We start from the raw sequence: 21527 nt of genomic DNA, 5'->3' as shown, positions 1-21527 counted from the left end.
ACACCTCCCGGGGGTCTAGGACCTTGCGGATGAGAAACCGCCCCGGGCCTTTCTGGGCGGGCGGATGACCCGGGGCACATGCCCCGGAGGGGCGGCCGCCACCTCCCCCCCCCCCCGCCGGTCCGTCAAGCGAGGACGACGCCGCAGGCGCTCATCAGCGCAGCTGAACGGGGGGCGCCCAAGCGGGGTCGCGGCCGGTGAAAGCGACCAGCCGGTCCAGAGGTGGTGCGCTTGCGTCGATGGCGATTTCGGGGCCGAAGGGCAAGCCGGGGCCACGGTATTCCGGCTGGATCACGCCTTCGAGCACGGTGAGGGCATGCTGGCAGGTTTGCGGGTCCGGGTCCCATCGCTGGCCGGTCGCACGGGCCAGGTCCCAGCCGTGGCCGAGCGTTTCGATCAACAGCAGGTCGACGACTACGGAGCCCGGATAGGCGCCGCCCAGCAGCGGAACGTTCACGGTAGCTGTCGCGAGTCCGCCGGCCAGGGCCGAGCGGATCGAGGTGGTGAGGTGCGCGATCACGGCACTCGGGTGGTCGGGGCCCGTGAACACGGACGGGTCGGGCCGGTCGCTGCCGGACGGGTCAGTGAAGGCAGCGTCGAAGTAGGTGAGCCAGCCCAGCAGGTGGCGGCGCAACGTGCTCACGTCGAAGTCGTCGCACGGCGTGGGGAGCTTGTCCTGCTCAGGAGTGATGCCGGGGAACTGGCGAGCCAAGTCCTCGAGTACCGGAAAGATCATGGGAACCACTTTCTCTGATAGGTGACTATATCGAGTATAGGTCACTGTCAACGATCGCCGGTCGGGCAGGGTCTACAGTCATAGGGGTGGTGACACAAGAGGCCGGACGGCGGGCCGAGTACGCGGCTGCGACCCGTCAAGCGATCCTGCTGGCGGCGCGGACACTGTTCGTCGAACGGGGATATTTCGACACCCGGGTGCAGGACATCGCCCGCGCAGCGCGGGTAGCAGCACCCACCGTCTACGCGGCGGTCGGAGGCAAGAGCGGTGTGCTACGCACACTCATCGAGGACGGGGTGCGCGCCGCTGAGGCCGGCGGCATCTACGAGCGGATCGCTGCGCAAACCGACCCCGGCGCGCTGCTGCGCATGCTCGTGGACGGCACTCGAAGCGAGTTCGAGCTCTGGTCGCCGATCATGCGTCAGGCGATCGCCGCCGCACCCCAGGACGCCGGGATCCGGGAGACCGTCGGCGCGGCGCACGACAGCCTGCGCCGCGGATTGCGGGCCACTGCGGCCCGGCTCGCAGAACTGGGCGCACTGCGCGCCGAAGTCACCGTCGACGAGGCTGCGGACGCGCTCTGGTACTTCCTCGGCAACGCCTCCTACTTCACACTGACCGACGACTGCCACTGGCCGCTCGACCGCTCCGCCGACTGGCTGCACCGATGCCTCACCGCCGCGCTGCTCGGCACGTAAGGAAGTAGCCGGCCACAACCGCACGCCGTAAGGCCCCGGAGGGATCCGGGGCCTCTGGCGTTCGGGGAGTACGGGGCTGTGGGTTCGGTCGTTGTCGGAGCGCTCGGTCTTGTGCGTGTCAGTCGGCACGAGTGGCGTGGGTGTGCGGGTTGTGGACGCTCGCGAGGAGTTGCTGGTATGTGTCATGCATGGGCTTCTCCTTCCCCTTCGGGCTGAGAGAGACGATCTCGATGAAGTGGGTGTCGCCGGCGACGAGGCGGGCGGAGCCCCCAGCGCCGTCAGGGGCGGAGAGGCGCGCGTCGAGGCCCGGCTGCCCGTGGACCGTGATCTTGTGGACGCCGGTGCTGGAGAGCTTGTGCTTGGGGGACTGGGCGCCCGCGTTGTAGCCGTCCACCAAGCCCTGAAGAGCGTCGTCGAGCTCTCCCTGGGCGCGGGGCAGGTCGAAGACCGCGAAGACGATGACCCCGTTGTCGGTCCTCACCTTGTAAAGGCGACCGTTCATTCCGTCCACGGCCTGGGTGAACTGTATGACCTCGGGCTTTCCCGGGAGCTGGAACTTGATGCCGCTCACGGTGTCGGTGGTCTCCACCCATTCCTTGGCGGAGGCGGGGCTGCCGTGCTGACGGTGAGCGTCGTGATCGGAGGCGACCGTGGTGACGGTGGCCGTGTGCGGCGCCGCCGTGGCGGCCATCGCGCTGCTGGGCAACACCGCGCCTCCGGCGATCACGGTGGTCGAGGCGGCGAGCAGCAGAAGGCGCTGGAAATGGGAACGGCGAGTCATGGAAATTCACATCCCGTGGAAGTGGGGGGGAGGGTGGACAGGAGGTTGATGAATGGGCGACTTATGGGTTTCCGGCCGTGCATCGCATGTGTCCATTAGGCCCGGTCCTTTGAATCGGGTCATGCCCCTGAATCACGTGACGCGAGAAGTCGGGACTTGACCGATGCCGTTGGTCCGAGCACAATCCCCGGCCCGCACGCCGTCGCCGCGGCGGGCTTCTCCTGGGGGGTGCTTGCGGGGAATCGATCCTGCTGTCGCCTATCGAGTGAACGTCAGTGATTTCTACGGGAGTTGCATGCTTCCTCGCCTATTTTCCGGCGTGGAGGTGATGCTCGATGTACGAGCAGGACGCGATCGACGTCAACGACTTCGTGTTCGCGGCGACGGGGGCGCGGGTGCGGGTGCGGAGGCTGACGCTGGCTGAGGGGGAGCACTGGTTCCCGGCGGCGGACGTGGCCAAGGATCTCGGCTACACCAACACCCGCCAAGCCCTTCTCTGGCATGTCGCGGAAGATTGCCAACAGAGCCTCGAGGATCTTGCACGAAGCGTCTATGGAGTAGACGCATTGAGCAAGATTGCAGGTCACAGGCTCAAGAAGTCGATGAAGATGGTGAATCTGCAGGGGCTCATCAGACTGGTCAACGGGTGCACCAAGCCCGAGTGCGAGCCCTTCAAGGCCTGGGTGGCCGAGGTCGTCGTGACCATCCAGCGCGACGGCTGCTACGAACTCGAGCCGGCCCCCGTACAGCCAGCCCCCGGCGGTGGCGTCGCCTACGTCGTGCCTCAGCAGCTCGCCGATGCCATCGTGCGGCTCGAGGAGCGGAACATTCGGGCGGACGAGGAGTTCGCGGCGCGGGCGGCGGCACGGAACGAATTGCTGGCCGAGCGAAATTCCCTGATCGCCGAGGGTAATCGGCTGGCGGCTCAACGGGAGCAGTTGATGGCTGAGCGGAATCAGCTGTTGCGGGAGTCGAACGGTGACCGGAGCGCCATGGCCCGGAATCAGGACGCGCTGGCGCGCAGCCAGGAAATGATCTTTCGGAGTCAGGAAGTGATCGCTCGCAGCCAGGAGGTGATCGCCCGGAGCCAGGACGCGATGGCGACGGCCCTGGGGCGCATGGCCGAGTCGTTGGACCGGATCGCGGGGCGGATGGGAGCGGGCGGCGGGAGCCGGAAGCCGCCGGTGATGACTCCGCAGGAGCTGCTGGCGATGTGGCAGGCGAGGAATCTTGTCGTCACCGCGGATGTGCACACCGTGGCGGCGTATCTCGCGCCCGCCCTCGTCCGGGGCAAGGCGCAGTACCGGCTGGAGGACACCGCCGGGCGGACCGGGCTGACGGTGGAGCGCGTGCACGACAGTGTGCGGATGCTGCTCAAGCGCGGATGCATGAAGCAGAGCGGGTGCGCGGCGGACGGGGCGCCGGTGTACGTGCTGCCGTAGAGGGTCGCCAGGAGGGGGTCGCCAGGAGGACGCCGGGGGGCCAGGGAACGCCGAAGGGCGTCGAATGACGCCGGATGAAGGAGAAGGGCCCGAAGTCGCATCCCATACGTGCGGCTTCGGGCCCTCTCCACGTTAGGTGAAGGCGCACCGGCTCAGTCGCCCTTCCGTAGCTCCTCCAGGTATTCGCCCATCAGCCTTCCCGTACGGGTGAACCAGTCGTACAGGACCGCGATTTCGGCGGGCGAGTAGTCGGAGAAGAGTTCGGTGACGCGGGCGTGGTGCGGCTCGTAGAGGGCCTCGACGCGGGCGACCGCGTCCGGGTTCGCGGCCACGCGGACGCGGCGGCGGTCGTCGGGGTCGCGACGGCGGGTGACGTAGTCGGCGCGTTCGAGGCGGTTGAGGATCCCCGTGACGGCGCCCGTCGTGACATGGGCCCGCTCCGCGAGGTCGCCGGCCGTGAGCAGCGTGTCGCCCGCTTCCAGGACGAAGCCGAAGCACGTGAGGTCGGTGACGTTCAGGTTCAGCCGCTGGGCCGTCTCCTGCTGGCCGATCATGCCCGTCGCGATGAGGTGGTCCATCGCGCTCAGCGCCTGGGCCGGAGTCGCGGGTGGACGCGGCGTGCCCTGCTGCATGGGCATTTCCCTTAGTGCGTGAGATGTTTTCGGGGTAGATTTCTTAGCGTATGAGGGATTCTAGTCCCTCACGTCACGAAACTCCGCTGTTCGGACAGAGGGAGGCAATACGTGAGCAAGCATGACGAGGGGCACACCCTCGCGGGCTGGACCGGATTCGGGATCGCCACCGTGGGGGTGGTGGGCATCGGGCTGGGGGTCTGCGCCGACAACGCCCTCGGTGAGTGGGGCGGGCTGGCGGTCGTGGCCGTGAGCGTGCTGGTCACCTGGGTGCTCCATCTCGCCGGGTGGGGCAAGCCGCCCGGGCGGCGGCCGACCTCTCAGTGGGGGCTGCGGGTCAGGGACCTCGGTGCGCGGCAGGGACACCCCGGGTGTGTGGGGTGCCGGCTGGCGGGTCGTGGGCGGCCCGCGATCGGGTCGGACGTGGCTGTCGGCGGTAGGTCTGTGAGTGGTGAACCCGTGACCGAGTCCGCGACCTGAACGGCTGCCCGGGCCGATGCGGCTTGATCGCCGGCCCCGTTGTCGGTGGCAACGCCTACGCTCGTGAGTGATGGCACAGACGTGGAGATGTTCGGGTCTGCGGTGGTCGGCGGACGGCCCCGTGCTGATGTGGGGCGGCGGGCGGGGCAGTGCGCTGTCCTGGGGGAAGCGGGTGGCCTTTGGGGTGGTGGACGAGGGCGTACGGACGTGTGTGGGGGCGCGGGGGAACGCGTGTCCGGTGCGGGCGGTGGTGTCGGGGCGGAGTGCGGGGGCCCGTTGTGAGGAGTGCGCGCGGCTGGACCGCGCGCACTCCGTGGCCGCCGACACGATGGCCGACGACCCGCGGCCGTACCGCGTGTACCTCGCGTGGTTCGGGCCCGGCATGGTCAAGGTCGGGATCACCGGGGCCGCGCGCGGGTCGGCTCGGCTGCTGGAGCAGGGGGCCGTCGTCTTCAGCTGGCTGGGGCAGGGGCCGTTGATGGCGGCGCGGCGGACCGAGGAGCTGCTGCGGGCGGCGCTCCGGGTGCCGGATCGGATCCCGTACGCCGAGAAGAGGGCGGTGCGGGCCGCGTTGCCGGAGGCGGGCGAGCGGCTCGAGGAGATCCGGGAGCTGCACGCGCGGGTCATGGAGCTCGAAGGCTGGCCCGAGTCCCTGGAGCGGGCGCCCTTCCAGGCCGTCGATCACACCGAGGTGTTCGGGCTCGAAGGGCTCCCGCCCGCTGTCGGTGTCGTGAGCGAGCTGGTCGCGGGCGGTGTGGTGAGTGGGGAGCTGGTCGCCGCGGCCGGGCCCGATCTGCATCTGGCGACCGGGCGTGGGATCGTCGTGGTCGATACGCGGCTCATGACCGGGTGGGAGCTGACCGCGGTCAGGGGTGAGCAACTGACGGTTCCTGTAAGGGAGTGGGAGGACAGGAGCGTGAAGCAGGACGGGCTCTTCTGAGTGCCCGGGTCTGAGTGCCCGGGTCCGAGTGCCCGGGTCCGAGTGGCCGGGTCCGAGTACCCGCGTGAGTGCCCGGGTCCGAGTGCCCGAGCGGATGCCGTTCTCCGAGGGTCAAGAGATGGATCCCTCTTGGATCCCGTTCGGAAAGGGCCTGGACGAGTGGAGACACGTGGCCCGACAGTGGCTGACATGAGCGATCACTCCATGACACCTGTCGCAGCCCATGAACCCCCCTACTACGCCGCCGTGTTCACCTCCGTCAGGACCGAGGACGACGGAGGGTACGGAGAGACCGCCGAGCGCATGGAGGAGCTGGTGAAGGACATCCCGGGCTACCTCGGCATGGACCAAGCGCACACGCCGGGCGGGCTGTCGATCACCGTCGGGTACTTCCGGGACGCGGACGCGATCAGGGAGTGGAGCGGACATGCCGAGCACCGCGCTGCGCAGCGGCGTGGCCGCGCCGAGTGGTACGAGCGCTACACGCTGCACATCGCCAAGGTCGAGCGGAGCCATGGGTTCGAGCGGACTCCAGGGGAGTGAGCAGAGCATCGGGACTGAGCAGAGCACGGAGGTAGAGCGGAGTGGCAGGAGCGGGCGTGCGGGCGACTGACGGGTCTGGTGGGTCTGACGGGTCTGACCGGTCTGGTGGGTCTGACGGGTCTGGTGGGGAAGACGTACGGCGGTTCTGGGAGCGGCTGGGGCTCCCGGGGCTCGTCGATGTCCACACGCACTTCATGCCCGAGCGCGTCCTGCGCAAGGTGTGGGACTACTTCGACGCTCTCGGGCCGCTGACCGGCGGCGTCGAGTGGCCCATCACCTACCGCGCGGAGGAGAGCGAGCGGCTCGCGGTGATCCGGGAGTTCGGGGTACGGGCCTTCACCGCGATGCTCTACCCGCACAAGGCGGGCATGGCGCAGTGGCTGAACTCCTGGGCCGTCGACTTCGCCCGCCGGACGCCCGACTGTCTGCACACCGCGACCCTGTTCCCCGAGCCGGGCGTCGAGGGGTATGTGCGGGAGGCCCTGGATCAAGGGGCTCGCGCCTTCAAGGCGCACGTCCAGGTGGGGGCGTACGACCCGAGTGATCGACTCCTCGACTCCACCTGGGGGCTGCTCGCCGAGGCCGGGGTCCCTGTCGTGATCCACTGCGGGTCCGGTCCCGCGCCCGGCAAACACACCGGGCCCGAGCCGGTCGCCCGTGTCCTCGCCCGGCATCCCCGACTGCGGCTGATCGTGGCGCACATGGGGATGCCCGAGTACGAGGACTTCCTCGCCCTCGCGGAGCGCTACGGGGAGGTGCGGCTGGACACGACGATGGCGTTCACGGACTTCAGTGAGCGGTTCGCGCCGTTTCCGCGGGAGGCCAGGGCCCGGCTCGCCGCCCTGGGTGACCGGGTCCTGCTGGGGACCGACTTCCCGAACATCCCCTATCCGTACGTCCACCAGCTGCACGCCCTCGAACGGCTCGGGCTGGGGGACGACTGGCTGAGGGCGGTCTGCTACGAGAACGGCGCTCGTCTCTTCGCGATCAGTCCCTGAACGGGGCGCCCTGGAAGGCCTTTCGGGAACTTCGTGATCTTCCCAGGAGTTCCCTGAGAGGCACCTGTGTGTTTCTCAGGAAAATCACAGGTTCCCGAAAGCGCGTTCTCAGAGGACCCCGACAAGGTGTCCGCTATGACCACGACCTCGCCCCAGGGGCGCACCGAACTGCTGAGGCCGGACGGGAGCCCCGTCCGAGTGCTGGTAGTGGACGACGAGCTGTCGATCACCGAACTGCTCTCCATGGCCCTTCGCTACGAAGGCTGGCAGATCCGCAGCGCGGGTGACGGACAGGGCGCGGTGCAGACCGCCCGCGAGTTTCGGCCCGACGCCGTTGTCCTCGACATGATGCTGCCGGACATGGACGGCCTCGCGGTCCTGGGGCGCCTGCGCCGCGATCTGCCCGACGTGCCCGTCCTCTTCCTCACGGCCAAGGACGCCGTCGAGGACCGCATCGCGGGGCTGACGGCCGGCGGCGACGACTACGTCACCAAGCCCTTCAGCCTCGAGGAGGTCGTGGCCCGGCTGCGCGGACTGATCCGCCGTTCCGGTGCCGCCGACCGGCGTTCCGACTCCGTGCTCGTCGTCGGCGACCTCACTCTCGACGAGGACAGCCACGAGGTCTCGCGTGCCGGGGAGAACATCCACCTCACCGCGACCGAGTTCGAACTTCTGCGGTTCCTCATGCGTAATCCCCGACGTGTACTCAGCAAGGCACAGATACTCGACCGCGTGTGGTCGTACGACTTCGGCGGCCAGGCCAACGTCGTCGAGCTCTACATCTCTTACCTGCGCCGCAAGATCGACGCCGGGCGTGAGCCGATGATCCACACCAGGCGTGGGGCCGGTTACCTGATCAAGCCCGCGGCGTCATGAGCGGGCGACGACGGCCGCGTAAGCAGGGGCGAGGACGACAGCCGCGCACGCTGCGGACGCGGCTCGTCGTCTCCGCGGTGACGCTGATCGCGGTGGTGTGTGCGGTGATCGGTACGGTGACGACGTTCGCGCTGCGCTCGCATCTGTACGACCAGCTGGACGGCCAGGTGGCCGAGACCGCCATGCGGGCGGCCGGCGGAGGACCGGTGAAACAACCGGGCGGCGGGAACGGGAACCCGACCGACACGCCTCCGGGCGGGAACCTCGACGACACCACGAACGACCCCTTCACCTTTCTCACCCGAGGCCCGAACGGGGTGAACACCGTCGCCGCGGTGGTGAAGAACGGCGTGGTCACCAAGGCGGTCATCAAGAAGGAGAACACCACCAGCGGCGGCGGCTTCGCGAGCATGACCGCCAAGAACCTCACCGCAGCACAGAAGGCGGCGCTGGGGTCCGTCGCGAAGACCGGCAAGCACAACGTGGAACTGCCCAGCCTCGGCGAATACCGCGTCATGTACATGAGCGGCCCCAAGGGCGACTACTACGTGGCCATCCCCACCACGGACGTCACCAACACCATCAACACCCTCATCTGGGTCGAGGTCAGCGTCACCGCCGCCGGTCTCATCGCCGCCGGTATCGCCGGCAGCGTGCTCGTCGGGCTCGCCCTGCGCCCCTTGCGCAAGGTCGCCTCGACCGCCACCCGCGTCTCCGAACTCCCCCTGCACACCGGCGAGGTCACCCTCTACGAGCGGGTGCCGGAGTCCGAGGCGGACCCGCACACCGAGGTGGGCCAGGTCGGTGCCGCGCTCAACCGCATGCTCGACCACATCCACAGCGCCCTGCACGCACGCCAGCAGAGCGAGATGCGCGTACGGCAGTTCGTCGCGGACGCGAGTCATGAGCTGCGTACACCGCTGGCGTCGATCCGCGGTTATGCCGAGCTGACCAGACGCGGTCGCGAGGAGACCGGGCCCGACACCCGGCACGCCCTCGGCCGGATCGAGTCCGAGGCCGGGCGCATGACCCTGCTCGTCGAGGACCTGCTGCTGCTCGCGCGGCTGGACGCCGGACGCCCGCTCCAGTACGACCAGACCGACCTCGTACCGCTCGTCATCGACGCCGTGAGCGACGCCCGGGCGGCCGGACGCGACCACAACTGGCGGCTCGAACTGCCGGAGGAGCCCGCGCTGGTCCTCGCGGACGCCGCACGGCTGCAACAGGTCATGGTCAATCTGTTCGCGAACGCCAGAACGCACACCCCGCCCGGTACGACCGTCACCGCACGCGTGCACCGGCACGGACCGTGGCTGTGCGTGGACGTCCAGGACGACGGGCCCGGCATCCCGCCCGACCTGCTTCCGCGGGTCTTCGAACGCTTCGCGCGCGGTGATTCCTCGCGTTCCCGGTCCTCCGGCTCGACGGGTCTGGGACTGGCCATCGTGCAGGCCGTCGCCGCCGCGCACGGCGGTGCCGTCACCGTGGACAGCATGCCCGGACGGACGGTGTTCACCCTTCACTTGCCCGCGATCGCCGTCGATCCGTTCGTGGAAACAAAGGCGCAACTGTTCTCACAGGCACAGCACAGCGCCACCACATGGGTGCAACAGGGCGTTTGACGAGAGTCGTTCGCATGCGAACCGACTCTTCTCCCGGCAACCTGCCGGCGCGGGAGCACCTCCCGGCCGGGTCCGCCGGTACGCCTGTCCTGGACGTAGTGATCCCCGTTTACAACGAGGAGAAGGATCTCCAGCCGTGTGTGGTGAGACTGCACGAACATCTCAAGCGCACCTTCCCCTACGCGTTCCGCATCACGGTCGCGGACAACGCCTCGACGGACACCACCCCTCAGGTGGCCGCACGGCTGGAGTCGGAGATACCGGAAGTCAGGTCCTTCCGGCTTGAGCAGAAGGGCCGCGGGCGCGCGCTGCGCACCGTGTGGTCGGCCTCGGACGCTCCGATCCTCGCCTACATGGACGTGGACCTGTCCACCGACCTCAACGCCCTCCTCCCGCTGGTGGCCCCGCTGATCTCGGGCCACTCGGACCTCGCGATCGGCTCCCGGCTCGCCCGCAGCTCGCGCGTGGTGCGCGGTGCCAAGCGGGAGTTCATCAGCCGCACCTACAACATGATCCTGCGCGGCTCGCTGCAGGCCCGCTTCTCGGACGCGCAGTGCGGCTTCAAGGCGATCCGCCGCGATGTCGCCCAGGTACTGCTGCCGCTGATCGAGGACACCGGCTGGTTCTTCGACACCGAGATGCTGGTGCTCGCCGAGCGCGCCGGACTGCGCATCCACGAGGTGCCGGTCGACTGGGTCGACGACCCGAACTCGACCGTACACATCGTGAAGACCGCGACCGACGACCTGAAGGGCGTGTGGCGCGTGGGGCGCGCCCTCGCCACCGGATCGCTCCCACTCGACCGGCTCGCGCGCCCCTTCGGGGACGATCCGCGCGACCGCGACCTGACCGACGTACCCAAGGGCCTGGCCCGCCAGCTCGTCGGCTTCTGCGTGGTGGGGGCCCTGTCCACCCTCTTCTACCTGCTCCTGTACAGCGGCTTCCGCACGTTCTCGGGCTCGCAGATCGCCAACGCGCTCGCCCTGCTGGTGTCGGCCGTCGCCAACACCGCGGCCAACCGCCGGCTGACCTTCGGCGTTCGCGGCCGCGGCAGCGCGGTCCGGCACCAGGCGCAGGGCCTGGTCGTCTTCGGTATAGGCCTCGCCCTCACCAGCGGCTCGCTCGCCGCCCTGAACGCGGCGACGAGCAGCCCGGCGCACTCCACCGAACTCGCGGTGCTCATCGCCGCCAACCTCGCGGCGACCGTGCTGCGGTTCCTGCTCTTCCGCGCCTGGGTCTTCCCGGACCGGCGTGACGAGACAGCGGCCTCGACCGTCGTCGCCTCGCACAACCCGGCCTCGCACAACCCGTCCTCGGCCACCTACGGCACGACGACGGCGGCGCACCAGCAGCACCACCAGCACCCGCACCCGCTCCCGCACCAACCGCACCCGCACCCGCACCCGCTCCCGCACCAGCAGCACCCGCACACGCCGCTGCCCCAACGCCCGAACGCGACGGCGCCCCAAGCTCCGTACATCAACCACGACCACAACCAGACCAACGAGTTCCGCGCCGGTGAAGCCGCGGACCGCACCTGGGGGGACGCAACCATGCAGCTGCAAGCGGTGCGCCCGCACGACCACGACCCGAGGGACACGAGGGACGCACGATGACGACTCAGTCCGACACGAGCCATCAGGGGGGCGCGAGCCCCTCCGGGGGCGCCGAGCCCTCCTGGGGACCGTCGAGCTCGACGGCTCTGCAGGAGCCTGTGGCGCCGCCCACCGCGGCCCCCCGGCCCGGTGAGCCCAAGCAGCCGTTCTTCCACCGCGTCTGGCGCGGTCGGCCCGAGGACCCGCGCTGGGTGCGCCCCGCCTTCCTCGGCCTGCTCGTCGCCACCGGTCTGCTCTACCTCTACAACCTGAGCGCCTCCGGGTACGCCAACTCCTTCTACTCCGCGGCCGTCCAGGCCGGCAGCCAGAGCTGGAAGGCCCTCTTCTTCGGCTCGCTCGACTCGGCCAACGCCATCACCGTCGACAAGCCCCCGGCCTCGCTGTGGCCGATGGCCCTGTCGGTGCGGATCTTCGGTCTCAACTCGTGGGCGATCCTCGTCCCCGAGGTGCTGATGGGCGTCGCCACGGTCGGCGTCCTGTACGGGGCACTGCGCCGTCGCTTCAGCCCAGCGGCCGGTCTGATCGCGGGTGCGGTGCTCGCGCTCACTCCCGTCGCCGCGCTGATGTTCCGGTTCAACAACCCGGACGCGATGCTCGCGCTGCTGATGACCGTCACGATCTACTGCGTGGTCCGCGCTCTGGAGGACGGCCGGACGAAGTGGCTGGTCTGGGCGGGTGTCGCGGTCGGCTTCGCGTTCCTCGCGAAGACCCTGCAGGCCTTCCTGATCCTGCCGCCGCTCGCGGTCGTGTACGCGGTCTGCGCGCCGGTGCAGCTCAAGAAGCGGTTCGCCCAGCTGGGTCTTTCGGCGGTGGCGATGGTCGTCGCCGGCGGCTGGTGGGTGGCGATCGTGGAGCTGTGGCCCGCGTCCTCCCGCCCGTACATCGGCGGCTCGCAGAACAACTCCTTCCTTGAGCTGACCTTCGGCTACAACGGCCTCGGCCGTATCAACGGCGACGAGACCGGCAGCGTCGGTGGTGGCGGCGGTGGCGGTGGCACCGGCCAGTGGGGCGAGACCGGCTGGAACCGGATGTTCAACTCGGAGATCGGCAGCCAGATCGCCTGGCTGCTGCCCGCCGCGCTGATCCTGTTCGTCGCGGGCATCGTGCTCACCCGCAAGGCCAGGCGGACCGACCTGACGCGCAGCTCGTTCCTCGCCTGGGGCGGCGCGCTGCTGATGACGACGATCATCTTCAGCTACATGGCCGGCATCTTCCACCAGTACTACACGGTGGCCCTGGCCCCCTACATCGCGGCCGTCGTCGGCATGGGCGCGACGGTGCTGTGGGAGGAGCGGAGCAAGGTCTGGGCCTCGCTCACCCTCGCCGGCGCGGTCACCGCGACCGCCGCGTGGGGATACGTCCTCCTCAACCGCACCCCCACCTACCTCCCGTGGCTGAAGTGGCTGGTCCTCATCGGCGGTCTGGTCGGCGCGCTCGGCCTGATCTTCGCGGCCAGGCTGGGCCGTCAACTGGCCCTCGCGGCGGTCGGACTGAGCTTCGTGGCCTCGGTCGCGGGTCCGACGGCGTACACGCTGTCCACGGTGAACACCGGGCACACCGGTTCGATCGTCACGGCGGGTCCTGCGGGCGCCAGCATGATGGGCGGCGGCCGGGGTGGTCCCGGCGGCGGCGGTGGCATGCGGGGCGGCTTCCCGGGTGGCGGCAACACCCAGGGCCAGAACCAGCAGGGCGGCAACGGCACCACCCAGCAGGGCGGCGGCATGGGCCAGCCCCCGACTGGTGGCACGGGTGGTACGGGCGGTACCGGTGGCACCGGCGGCTTCCCCGGTCAGAACCAGCAGGGCAACGGCAACACCCAGGGCCAGAACCAGCAGGGCGGCATGCCCGGCGGTGGCGCGATGGGCGAGGGCGGCATGGGCGGTGGTGGCGCGGGCGGTCTGCTCAACGGTGCGACCGTCAGCTCCGCGGCCAAGAAGCTGCTGGAGACGAACGCGGACGACTACACCTGGGCGGCCGCGGCCATCGGTTCCCAGAACTCCGCGAGCTACCAGCTCGCCACCGGCAAGCCGGTGATGGCGATCGGCGGCTTCAACGGCACCGACCCGTCCCCGACACTGGCCCAGTTCAAGAAGTACGTGACGGACGGCAAGATCCACTACTTCATCTCGGGCGGCGGCATGGGCGGTGGCATGGGCGGCGGCAACTCCTCCTCCACCACCACCTCCACGTCCTCCCAGATCAGCTCGTGGGTCACGGCCAACTTCAAGAAGGTGACGGTCGGTTCGGCCACCTTCTACGACCTGACGCAGCCGACCAAGTAGCTGACGGCGGGTCCTGTACGAGGGCGGTGGCCCGGAGCGATCCAGCTCCGGGCCACCGCTCTTTCCGTACGTCCTCCTCGTACGTCCCTCTCGTACGCCCACTTCGTACGCCCGGAGAATCACGTTGTACGCTGTATGGGAACTGTTCTACGGTGTACAGCATGTCCACGACTCCCCCAGGGCACCCCGAGGACCAGCCACCAGGCCACCCCCAACGCTGGCTGATCCTCGGCGTCATCTGCCTCGCCCAACTGACCGTGCTGCTCGACAACACCGTCCTGAACGTCGCGATCCCCTCCCTCACCCGGGAGCTGGGCGCGGCCACCGCCGACATCCAGTGGATGATCAACGCCTACTCGCTGGTGCAGTCCGGGCTGCTGCTCACGGCGGGCAGCGCGGCCGACCGCTACGGCCGCAAGAAGATGCTGATCGCGGGGCTCGTCCTCTTCGGGATCGGCTCGGTGGTGGCCGGACTCGCCGACTCCACCGGCCAGTTGATCGCCGCACGGGCCGGGATGGGCGTCGGCGGCGCGCTTCTGCTGACCACCACGCTCGCCGTCGCCATGCAGGTCTTCGCCCCCGCTGAGCACCCGAAGGCCATCGGCATCTGGAGCGCCGTCAACGCCCTCGGCTTCGCGGCCGGACCGCTCCTCGGCGGCTTCATACTGAACCACTTCTGGTGGGGCGCGATCTTCCTGATCAACCTGCCGGTGGTGGCCCTGGGCCTCGCCGCGGTGGTGGCCCTCGTACCGGAGTCGAAGAGCCCGCGCGGGGACCGCCCCGACCTTCTGGGAGCGTTGCTCTCGACGATCGGCATGACCGCACTCGTGTACGCGATCATCTCCGGCCCCGAACACGGCTGGACGTCGGGCCGGGTCCTGACGACGGACGCGGTCGCCGTGCTGGTGCTGGCCGCCTTCGCGTATTGGGAGAGCCGGATCCCGTACCCCATGCTCGACCTGCACTTCTTCCGAGACCGGCGCTTCACCGGAGCCGTCGCGGGAGCCGTCCTCATCACCTTCGGCATGGGCGGGGCCCTCTTCCTCCTCACCCAGCACCTCCAATTCGTCCTGGGATACGGCCCCCTGGAAGCCGGACTGCGTACGGCGCCGCTCGCGCTCGCGGTCGTGGCGCTGAACTTCTCCGGCCTCTCGGCGAAGTGGACGGCGAGACTCGGCACTCCGGTGTCGATCGCGCTCGGCATGACGCTGATGTCGGCCGGGCTGGTGTCGATCGCCACGCTCGCCGCGCACGGGTACGGCGGCACACTGCTCGGGCTGTTGCTGATCGGCGCGGGCGCCGCCGTGGCCAACCCGGCCATGGCACACGCCATCATGAGCGCGATTCCACCGGAGAAGGCGGGCGTGGGCGCGGGCATCAACGGCACGCTCGCCGAGTTCGGCAACGGCCTCGGCGTGGCGGTGCTCGGGGCGATCCTCAACTCCCGGTTCGCGGCGCTGATTCCGGTGGCGGCGGCCTCGCTCCCGGCGGCGCTGGCCTCGGCGGGTTCGGAGGAGGAGCGCGGGCGGATCACGGACGCGTTCTCGTCGGGCCTGGAGACCAGCCAACTGGTGGGCGCGGTGGCCGTCCTTCTCGGTGGACTGCTGGCCGCGGCGTTGCTACGACGTGCGGAGAGGGCAGACTCCGCGGTGGCGGTGTCGGCGTAGCGCCCGCTTAGCATCAGGGTTCCGAGTTCCGAGTCATGAGTTCCGTGTCATGAGTTCAGAGTCATGAGTGATGAGTTTCGAGTTCCGAGGAAGGTGCGCCATGGTGAGGGCAGCCGACCGTGCCGAGCGTCCGGCGCGGACCAGTGTCTGGCTGGAGGGCAAGGCTCCCCGGGGCGCTGCGGCGCGCGGGGGCGGGCAGCCGTCGGGGCTCGACCGGGATCGGATCACCGAGGTCACCGTACGGCTGCTGGATGCCGAGGGCATGGCGAAGTTCTCCATGCGCCGGCTGGCCGCCGAGCTGAACGTCACCGCGATGTCCGTGTACTGGTACGTCGACACCAAGGACGACCTGCTCGAGCTCGCCCTCGACGCGGTCTTCGGCGAACTGGACCTGCCCGACGCGGAGTCGGGCGAGGACTGGCGCGACCAGCTTCGCTCCCTCGCCATCGGCTATCGCGCGCTGCTGGTCCGCCACCCCTGGGTGTCCCCGCTGATCGGGACCTTCCTGAACATCGGCCCGCACTCCATGGCCTTCTCGCTCTGCGTCCAGCAGGTGATCCGCAACACCGGCCTGCCCCGGCACGGCCAGATGGGCGCGCTCTCGGCGGTCTTCCAGTTCGTGTACGGCTTCGGCACCATCGAGGGCCACTTCGTGCAGCGCTGCGCCTCGGCGGGGATGACCCAGGACGAGTACTTCCGTCAGGCCATGAGCACGATCGGCGAACAGCCGCAGTTCTCCGCCAACTTCGAGAACGCCGCGGACCTCATGGAGGCCCGCGGCGGTGACACGGTCGAGGAGATGCGGGAGCGGGACTTCACGTTCGCGCTGGAAACGCTGATCGCGGGGATCGAGGCGATGGTCGCCCGGGGTTAGGGCCTGTCCGGCGGATCACGCCGCAGACGCGGGGTCTGGCACGCCGATCTGCGGCGTTGTCGTCGGTTGCCGACTCCCCCGAGCTCTCGGCTTCGCTCGAGCAGGGGGGACCCCCATCGCGTCGACGCCCTCCTCCGCCTTGCAGCTCGACGCACCCGAGCCCGCTCACCTGCGCTGTTGCTTCCCTGCGACCTGATCCGCCGGACAGACCCCAGGCCCTGGCCCGCTCCTCCTCGGTCGTTCCTGGACTACTCCTGGGGTGTCAGTCGGGCCGGGAAGCCGCCCGTCGCGACCGGGCCCCACTTCACCGGCGTGACCCGGATGATCGACTTGCCCTGCTTGAGCATGGCCTCCCGGTACTCGTCCCAGTCCGGGTGTTCGCCCGCGATGTTCCGGTAGTACTCGACGAGCGGCTCGACGGATTCGGGGGAGTCGACGACCTCGGCCGTGCCGTCGATCTGGACCCAGGGCCCGTTCCACTCGTCGCTCAGCACGATCAGGCTGACCCGCTCGTCCCGCTTGGCGTTACGGGTCTTCGCGCGTTCGGGGTAGGTCGAGACGACGATCCGCCCGGCGTCGTCGACCCCGCAGGTCAGGGGGGAGCCCTGGGGGCTGCCGTCCGCCCTCCGGGTCAGCAGGATGGCGCGGTGGCGGGGGCGTACGAAGTCGAGCAGTTCGTCCAGGGACACGGCGGTGTTCGTAGCGATGTTCGGTGCCATGTGAGTCAGCCTAGGGTGCCCGCCGGGAAGGTGCCCGCACCTCACGCCTGTGGGAGGGGCGCTCCCTGTACCGCCTGGATGTCCAGTTCCACCTTCAGCGTGGTGCCGATCGCTGAGATGCCAGCCTGGATGACCTGGTTGTAGTTCATGGCGAATTCCTCGCGGTGGAGTTCGGCCGTCGCCCGGAAGGCGGCCCGCGTGCCGCCCCAGGGGTCCCCGCCCGTGCCCAGGTAGGCGAGGTCCAGGTCGACCGGGCGGGCGATGCCGCGCATGGTGAGTTCGCCGTGCACGGTCCAGCGGTCGGAGCCGGCCGGGGTCAGGCCGGTCGAGCGGTAGGTGATCTGCGGGTATGTCTCGACGTCGAGGAAGTCGGGGGACTTCAGGTGGCCGTCACGCATGCCGTTGCCGGTGTCGATCGAGGCCGCGGAGATCACGGCCTCGACGCGGGACTTGGACACGTCGTCCGGGGCGATCTCGATCGCCGCGGAGAAGTCCGTGAAACGGCCGTGCACGCTGGAGATGCCCAGGTGCTGCGCGACGGCGCCGACGGAGGAGTGCGCCGGGTCGACGGTCCAGGGGCCGGGCGGCGGCAGTTCGTTGCCGCCCTGGCGGGCGAGGGTCACGTTGCCGATCTCGGCCCGGCCGCTCGCCGTGACGATCGCGCTGGAGGCGGCGGGCGCGTACCCGACCGCGGTCACGATCACGGTGTACGCGCCGGGCGTGAGGGGGGTCGGGTCGTGCACGGCTCCTTCGGTGTCCGCCTCGGCGCGCAGCACCTGCGTCCCGGTCATGTCGGTCACCGTGACGACCGCGTGCGACACGGCCCATCCGTCCCGCGTGCGAATCCGTGCGGTCAGTCCCATCCCGTTTTCTCCCTGCAAAGCACTAAAAATTGGCCGCAATGAAACCGGCCCGTGGGGGGCGCACCTCCGCTCAGAGTGCGCGCGTCCCCACGGGCCGGGGTTTCAGCTACTCGCCGGGGTGGGCGAGGGTGATGTCGTGGTCGTCGACGCCACGGCCGGAGACCGTGAGAGCCGTCGCCACCGGGGGGTAACCCGTCGCGATGACGGTGTACTCGCCACCGTCCAGGTCCGTGAAGGCGTACGCGCCGTCCGTGCCGGTCCTGGCGGTGCCGATCACGTTGCCTGCCGCGTCGACCAGCGTGACCCGGGCGTCGCCCAGGGGGCCGCCGGGGGCCCGTACGACGCCCTGGAGCTGGGCGCCGGCGCTGAGCTCGACCTCGACCCGGGTGACCCCGGCGCCGCCGACCTCGACGGTGAGGGCCTGCGGGCGGTGGCCGGCCGCGTTCACCGCGATGGTCACCGGACCCGGAACCAGTTCGGCGAAGGTGAACTGGCCCTGCTCACCGGTGGTCCCGGTGGCCAGCACGTCACCGCGGACGTCGGTCACGATGACCATGGCGTCCTTGACCGGGGTGCCGGTCCCGGCGGCCCGGACGAATCCGCTCAGCCCGCTCGTGCCGCTCAGCACGATGTCGTACGCCACCGGCTCGTCGTTCACGATGATCGTCGAGGCCTGCGGCTGGAAGCCGTCGGCGGAGGCGATCAGGACGTACGAGCCCGTGCCGGGCGCGTCCACCGTGTAGAAGCCGTCGGCCTGCGCGACCGACCGGCCCAGCTGCCGTCCCGCGAGCGAGATCAGCGTGACCGCGGCCTGCGGGACGGGGGCGCTCTCGGCGCCGCGGACGTGACCGCGGACCGGGATGCCGCCGGAGGCGGGCAGCGGGGCGCTCTCCCGTGTCGCCGTGGCGACGGCGGCGAGCCGCTGCGTGCCCTCGGGTCCGGCCGCGAGGCTCGTCTCGGCGACGGCCGCCCAGCTCGGGATCCTCTCGTCGGCGGCGGGGGCCTCGGCGGTGGCCGAAGCCGTCGGCGCGGTGGCCTCCGCCTTCGCCTCCGCGGCCTGGGCCAGCGCGCCCGAGGTCCGCAGCGGGACCTCCTTGATGAACAGGACGATGAGGAAGGCGAGCAGCGCCAGGACGGAGCCGATCATGAAGACGTCCGCGATGCCGTGACCGTAGGCGCTCTCCAGGACGGTGCGCAGCGGGGCGGGCAGCGCGTCCATGTTCGGGATGGTGCCGGAGCCGGAACCGGACGCGGCGGCCGCGTACTTGGGGTCGATGCCGGCCAGGCCGTCCTTGACGTAGTCGGTGATCCGGGTGGACATGATCGCGCCGAGCGCGGAGACGCCGATCGCACCGCCGAGGGAGCGGAAGAACGTCACCGTGGAGCTGGCCGAGCCGAGGTCGGACGGGGCCACCTGGTTCTGCGTGGACAGCACCAGGTTCTGCATCGTCATGCCGACGCCGAGACCGAGCAGCGCCATGAAGATCGCGACGTGCCAGTAGGCCGTGTCGTAGCGGATGGTGCCCAGCAGGCCCAGGCCCGCGGTGATCAGGACGGTGCCGCTGACCAGCCAGTACTTCCACCGGCCGGTCTTGGTGATGACCTGGCCGGAGACCGTGGAGGCGATGAACAGGCCGCCGATCATCGGGATGGTCATGACGCCCGACATCGTCGGGGACTTGTCCCGGGCCAGCTGGAAGTACTGGCTGAAGAAGACGGTGCCGGTGAACATCGCGACGCCCACGAAGAGCGAGGCGAGGGAGGAGAGAGTGATGGTGCGGTTGCGGAACAGGCGCAGCGGGATGATCGGCTCGCTCGCCTTGGACTCGACGAGCACGAACAGCAGGCCGAGGACGATCGCGCCTCCGACCATCGCGTACGTCTGCCCCGATATCCAGTCGTACTTGTCACCGGCGAAGGTGACCCAGACCAGCAGGAGCGAGACCGCCGCGGAGATGAAGAACGCGCCGCCCCAGTCGACCTTCACGTCCCGCTTCACGGTGGGCAGGTGCAGGGTCTTCTGCAGCACGATCAGCGCGATGACCGCGAAGGGCACGCCGACGTAGAAGCACCAGCGCCAGCCGAGCCACGAGGTGTCGGTGATGACACCGCCGAGCAGCGGGCCGCCGACCGTTGCGACAGCGAAGGTCGCGCCGAGGTAGCCGGAGTAACGCCCGCGCTCGCGCGGGGAGATCATCGCCGCCATGACGATCTGGGCGAGGGCGGACAGACCGCCGACGCCGACGCCCTGGACCACACGGCAAGCGATGAGCATGCCGGGGTTCTGGGACAGACCGGCGGCGGCCGATCCCAGCACGTATATGACGAGGGCTATCTGTACGAGCGCCTTCTTGCTGTACAGGTCGGAGAGCTTGCCCCACAGAGGTGTGGTCGCGGTCATGGCCAGCAGCGAGGCCGTGACGACCCAGGTGTAGGCGGACTGTCCGCCGCCCAGGTCGCCGATGATCTCGGGGAGTGCGTTGGTGACGATCGTCGACGACAGGATCGCGACGAACATACCGAGCAGCAGCCCGGAGAGGGCCTCCATGATCTGCCGGTGCGTCATCGGAGCGCCGTCGGCGGGTGCACCTCCGTGCTTGGCGTGAGCCCGCACACCGGCTGGTGTGGTCGTTGCCATGGGCTTCCTTCTCTTGCTCTTATGCGGGTGTACGGGTGGTCAGTTCGGTTACTTCCGGCACGTAGGGCGGCCGGGGTACGGCACGGCAGTCGCCGAAGCTCTCGCGCAGCCGGCCCATCAGGTGGATGAGCAGGCCGACCTCGTGGTCGGACCAGTCGCTCAGCCGGTCGGCGAACAGCCGCGAGGAGCGGCGGGAGAGTTCGGCGAGCTGCTCGCGTCCGGCGTCGGTGAGGCGCAGGATGCGGGAGCGTTTGTCGGCGGGGTCGGGGAGGCGTTCGATCCAGCCCCGGTCGGCGACGTGGGCGACGTGGCGGCTGGTCACCGACATGTCCACGGCGAGCAGCTCGGCGAGCTTGCTCATCCGCATGTCGCCGTGCCGGCCGAGGAGGGTCAGTACGGCGGCGGAGCCCGCGGGGCAGTCGTGCGGCAGGATCCGCCCGAGCTCCCGCTTCACGGCACCGATGGCACTGAGCTGACGAGCCAATTCCTCGTACTGCGCCTGCTCGGCCATCACCCCTCCTGTATTCGTTGCTTCGGGCAACCATAAATCAGTTGGTTGCTGCAGGCAAACGATATGGCTGTCGCTGGGCTAAAAAGATGGCAAAGGCAAGTGTTGGCGAATGTAAACCTGCTGGTGGACGGCGTGTGTGGCTTTGAGCCCGCTGTGGATCGACGGGGCGTGGCCTTCGCGGGGCGGACGGGGCGGGGCGAGGCGGGGTGGCGGCCGGACTGCGCGGCCTTGCACCCCGCACCCTGTGCCTTGCCGGCGGCCGGAAATCCGGCCCTCGGCCGACGCTGCGCTCCGGCCGCCGGCCGGGCTTCGTGCTGCCTGGGTGGGGGTGGGTGTCTGGCCTCGCCCGAGGCTGCGCCCCGCCCGCCCCGCCCGGCCGGGAGGGATTCCCTGGCCGCCCGCTGGGCTCCGTTCCCTGCGGGGACGGGGCGCCTGGCTGATGGCTGGGATTGTGCCGCTGCCTCTTGTCAGGGACCGAGCTCCGACCTCTGCGCGGCGGGACGTCTGGCCCCTGGGGGGGGTGCCCCTATGTCTTTGGTCAAGGGAAACGGGGGTGCGTTGGGTCGGGGTGCCGGGCAGCATGGCGGGGTGGCTGATCTGCTGTGGGAT

General features: G+C 69.7%; 19 protein-coding genes. 12 read left to right on the top strand and 7 right to left on the bottom strand.

Annotated features, from left to right (window positions below; genetic code table 11):
• Positions 1 to 154: 154 nt before the first annotated feature.
• Positions 155 to 736, bottom strand: a complete 582-nt coding sequence (locus ACZ7M3_RS51230) for a TIGR03086 family metal-binding protein (RefSeq protein ID WP_472073516.1) — start codon at positions 734 to 736, stop codon at positions 155 to 157.
• A gap of 86 nt (positions 737 to 822) precedes the next feature.
• Here ACZ7M3_RS51230 and ACZ7M3_RS51225 point away from each other — a divergent pair, with 86 nt between their 5' ends.
• Positions 823 to 1434 (top strand): TetR/AcrR family transcriptional regulator, encoded by a 612-nt coding sequence (locus ACZ7M3_RS51225; RefSeq protein WP_472073492.1) that lies wholly within the window; start codon positions 823 to 825, stop codon positions 1432 to 1434.
• A 118-nt stretch (positions 1435 to 1552) separates the two neighbouring features.
• On the opposite strand, the gene ACZ7M3_RS51220 is transcribed toward ACZ7M3_RS51225, so the two are convergent.
• Positions 1553 to 2215: a hypothetical protein gene (locus ACZ7M3_RS51220; protein ID WP_472073490.1), complete on the bottom strand. Its 663-nt coding sequence runs from the start codon at positions 2213 to 2215 to the stop codon at positions 1553 to 1555.
• 335 nt (positions 2216 to 2550) lie between these two features.
• Between ACZ7M3_RS51220 and ACZ7M3_RS51215 the strand changes: the two genes are divergently transcribed.
• Positions 2551 to 3657 carry a BRO-N domain-containing protein gene (locus ACZ7M3_RS51215; protein ID WP_472073488.1) on the top strand — a complete coding sequence of 369 codons (1107 nt, stop codon included), beginning with the start codon at positions 2551 to 2553 and terminating at the stop codon, positions 3655 to 3657.
• Positions 3658 to 3809: 152 nt separating this feature from the next.
• Here ACZ7M3_RS51215 and ACZ7M3_RS51210 read toward each other — a convergent pair whose 3' ends face one another.
• Positions 3810 to 4289 carry a MarR family transcriptional regulator gene (locus ACZ7M3_RS51210; protein WP_472073486.1) on the bottom strand — a complete coding sequence of 160 codons (480 nt, stop codon included), beginning with the start codon at positions 4287 to 4289 and terminating at the stop codon, positions 3810 to 3812.
• Positions 4290 to 4400: 111 nt separating this feature from the next.
• Between ACZ7M3_RS51210 and ACZ7M3_RS51205 the strand changes: the two genes are divergently transcribed.
• The 10 genes from ACZ7M3_RS51205 to ACZ7M3_RS51160 all read left to right on the top strand — a co-directional run bounded on the left by ACZ7M3_RS51205 (position 4401) and on the right by ACZ7M3_RS51160 (position 16187).
• Positions 4401 to 4769 (top strand): HGxxPAAW family protein, encoded by a 369-nt coding sequence (locus ACZ7M3_RS51205; protein ID WP_472073484.1) that lies wholly within the window; start codon positions 4401 to 4403, stop codon positions 4767 to 4769.
• 70 nt (positions 4770 to 4839) lie between these two features.
• On the top strand, positions 4840 to 5709 hold the full coding sequence (locus ACZ7M3_RS51200; protein ID WP_472073482.1) for a DUF2797 domain-containing protein: 870 nt from the start codon (positions 4840 to 4842) through the stop codon (positions 5707 to 5709).
• Between the two features lie 189 nt (positions 5710 to 5898).
• Positions 5899 to 6252 (top strand): antibiotic biosynthesis monooxygenase family protein, encoded by a 354-nt coding sequence (locus ACZ7M3_RS51195; RefSeq protein ID WP_095853792.1) that lies wholly within the window; start codon positions 5899 to 5901, stop codon positions 6250 to 6252.
• A 155-nt stretch (positions 6253 to 6407) separates the two neighbouring features.
• Entirely contained in the window at positions 6408 to 7250 is an 843-nt protein-coding gene (locus ACZ7M3_RS51190; RefSeq protein ID WP_472073514.1) for an amidohydrolase family protein, read from the top strand.
• A 135-nt stretch (positions 7251 to 7385) separates the two neighbouring features.
• Positions 7386 to 8126, top strand: a complete 741-nt coding sequence (locus tag ACZ7M3_RS51185) for a response regulator transcription factor (RefSeq protein ID WP_054235077.1) — start codon at positions 7386 to 7388, stop codon at positions 8124 to 8126.
• Positions 8123 to 9748, top strand: coding sequence for a HAMP domain-containing sensor histidine kinase (locus ACZ7M3_RS51180; RefSeq protein ID WP_355309063.1), 1626 nt, complete (start codon positions 8123 to 8125; stop codon positions 9746 to 9748). Before ACZ7M3_RS51185 ends, ACZ7M3_RS51180 begins: the two co-directional genes overlap by 4 nt.
• A 14-nt stretch (positions 9749 to 9762) precedes the next feature.
• A complete protein-coding gene (locus ACZ7M3_RS51175) occupies positions 9763 to 11364 on the top strand; it encodes a bifunctional glycosyltransferase family 2/GtrA family protein (RefSeq protein ID WP_472073480.1) in 1602 nt (533 codons plus the stop codon).
• Complete coding sequence (locus ACZ7M3_RS51170; protein ID WP_472073478.1) at positions 11361 to 13646, top strand: ArnT family glycosyltransferase; 2286 nt, start codon at positions 11361 to 11363, stop codon at positions 13644 to 13646. Before ACZ7M3_RS51175 ends, ACZ7M3_RS51170 begins: the two co-directional genes overlap by 4 nt.
• A gap of 161 nt (positions 13647 to 13807) precedes the next feature.
• Complete coding sequence (locus ACZ7M3_RS51165; RefSeq protein ID WP_472073476.1) at positions 13808 to 15313, top strand: MFS transporter; 1506 nt, start codon at positions 13808 to 13810, stop codon at positions 15311 to 15313.
• 100 nt (positions 15314 to 15413) lie between these two features.
• On the top strand, positions 15414 to 16187 hold the full coding sequence (locus ACZ7M3_RS51160) for a TetR/AcrR family transcriptional regulator (protein ID WP_472073474.1): 774 nt from the start codon (positions 15414 to 15416) through the stop codon (positions 16185 to 16187).
• A gap of 248 nt (positions 16188 to 16435) precedes the next feature.
• Here ACZ7M3_RS51160 and ACZ7M3_RS51155 read toward each other — a convergent pair whose 3' ends face one another.
• The 4 genes from ACZ7M3_RS51155 to ACZ7M3_RS51140 all read right to left on the bottom strand — a co-directional run bounded on the left by ACZ7M3_RS51155 (position 16436) and on the right by ACZ7M3_RS51140 (position 20918).
• On the bottom strand, positions 16436 to 16906 hold the full coding sequence (locus ACZ7M3_RS51155) for a PPOX class F420-dependent oxidoreductase (protein WP_067376996.1): 471 nt from the start codon (positions 16904 to 16906) through the stop codon (positions 16436 to 16438).
• Positions 16907 to 16947: 41 nt separating this feature from the next.
• On the bottom strand, positions 16948 to 17769 hold the full coding sequence (locus ACZ7M3_RS51150) for a YceI family protein (protein ID WP_351316595.1): 822 nt from the start codon (positions 17767 to 17769) through the stop codon (positions 16948 to 16950).
• A 106-nt stretch (positions 17770 to 17875) separates the two neighbouring features.
• Entirely contained in the window at positions 17876 to 20335 is a 2460-nt protein-coding gene (locus ACZ7M3_RS51145) for an MFS transporter (protein ID WP_472073512.1), read from the bottom strand.
• Positions 20336 to 20426: 91 nt separating this feature from the next.
• Positions 20427 to 20918, bottom strand: coding sequence for a MarR family winged helix-turn-helix transcriptional regulator (locus ACZ7M3_RS51140; protein WP_472073472.1), 492 nt, complete (start codon positions 20916 to 20918; stop codon positions 20427 to 20429).
• Between the last annotated feature and the right edge of the window lie 609 nt (positions 20919 to 21527).

Source organism: Streptomyces sp. NPDC111656 (assembly GCF_055656965.1).
This window is presented reverse-complemented; position numbering and strand designations above follow the sequence as displayed.

Excerpts from the sequence above, each read along its gene's own strand:
- ACZ7M3_RS51230 (WP_472073516.1), bottom strand. The coding sequence starts at position 736 with ATGATCTTTCCGGTACTCGAGGACTTGGCTCGCCAGTTCCCCGGCATC.
- ACZ7M3_RS51220 (WP_472073490.1), bottom strand. The coding sequence starts at position 2,215 with ATGACTCGCCGTTCCCATTTCCAGCGCCTTCTGCTGCTCGCCGCCTCG.
- ACZ7M3_RS51215 (WP_472073488.1), top strand. The coding sequence starts at position 2,551 with ATGTACGAGCAGGACGCGATCGACGTCAACGACTTCGTGTTCGCGGCG.
- ACZ7M3_RS51210 (WP_472073486.1), bottom strand. The coding sequence starts at position 4,289 with ATGCAGCAGGGCACGCCGCGTCCACCCGCGACTCCGGCCCAGGCGCTG.
- ACZ7M3_RS51200 (WP_472073482.1), top strand. The coding sequence starts at position 4,840 with ATGGCACAGACGTGGAGATGTTCGGGTCTGCGGTGGTCGGCGGACGGC.
- ACZ7M3_RS51195 (WP_095853792.1), top strand. The coding sequence starts at position 5,899 with ATGAGCGATCACTCCATGACACCTGTCGCAGCCCATGAACCCCCCTAC.
- ACZ7M3_RS51185 (WP_054235077.1), top strand. The coding sequence starts at position 7,386 with ATGACCACGACCTCGCCCCAGGGGCGCACCGAACTGCTGAGGCCGGAC.
- ACZ7M3_RS51180 (WP_355309063.1), top strand. The coding sequence starts at position 8,123 with ATGAGCGGGCGACGACGGCCGCGTAAGCAGGGGCGAGGACGACAGCCG.
- ACZ7M3_RS51175 (WP_472073480.1), top strand. The coding sequence starts at position 9,763 with ATGCGAACCGACTCTTCTCCCGGCAACCTGCCGGCGCGGGAGCACCTC.
- ACZ7M3_RS51170 (WP_472073478.1), top strand. The coding sequence starts at position 11,361 with ATGACGACTCAGTCCGACACGAGCCATCAGGGGGGCGCGAGCCCCTCC.
- ACZ7M3_RS51165 (WP_472073476.1), top strand. The coding sequence starts at position 13,808 with ATGTCCACGACTCCCCCAGGGCACCCCGAGGACCAGCCACCAGGCCAC.
- ACZ7M3_RS51160 (WP_472073474.1), top strand. The coding sequence starts at position 15,414 with ATGGTGAGGGCAGCCGACCGTGCCGAGCGTCCGGCGCGGACCAGTGTC.
- ACZ7M3_RS51155 (WP_067376996.1), bottom strand. The coding sequence starts at position 16,906 with ATGGCACCGAACATCGCTACGAACACCGCCGTGTCCCTGGACGAACTG.
- ACZ7M3_RS51150 (WP_351316595.1), bottom strand. The coding sequence starts at position 17,769 with ATGGGACTGACCGCACGGATTCGCACGCGGGACGGATGGGCCGTGTCG.
- ACZ7M3_RS51145 (WP_472073512.1), bottom strand. The coding sequence starts at position 20,335 with ATGACGCACCGGCAGATCATGGAGGCCCTCTCCGGGCTGCTGCTCGGT.
- ACZ7M3_RS51140 (WP_472073472.1), bottom strand. The coding sequence starts at position 20,918 with ATGGCCGAGCAGGCGCAGTACGAGGAATTGGCTCGTCAGCTCAGTGCC.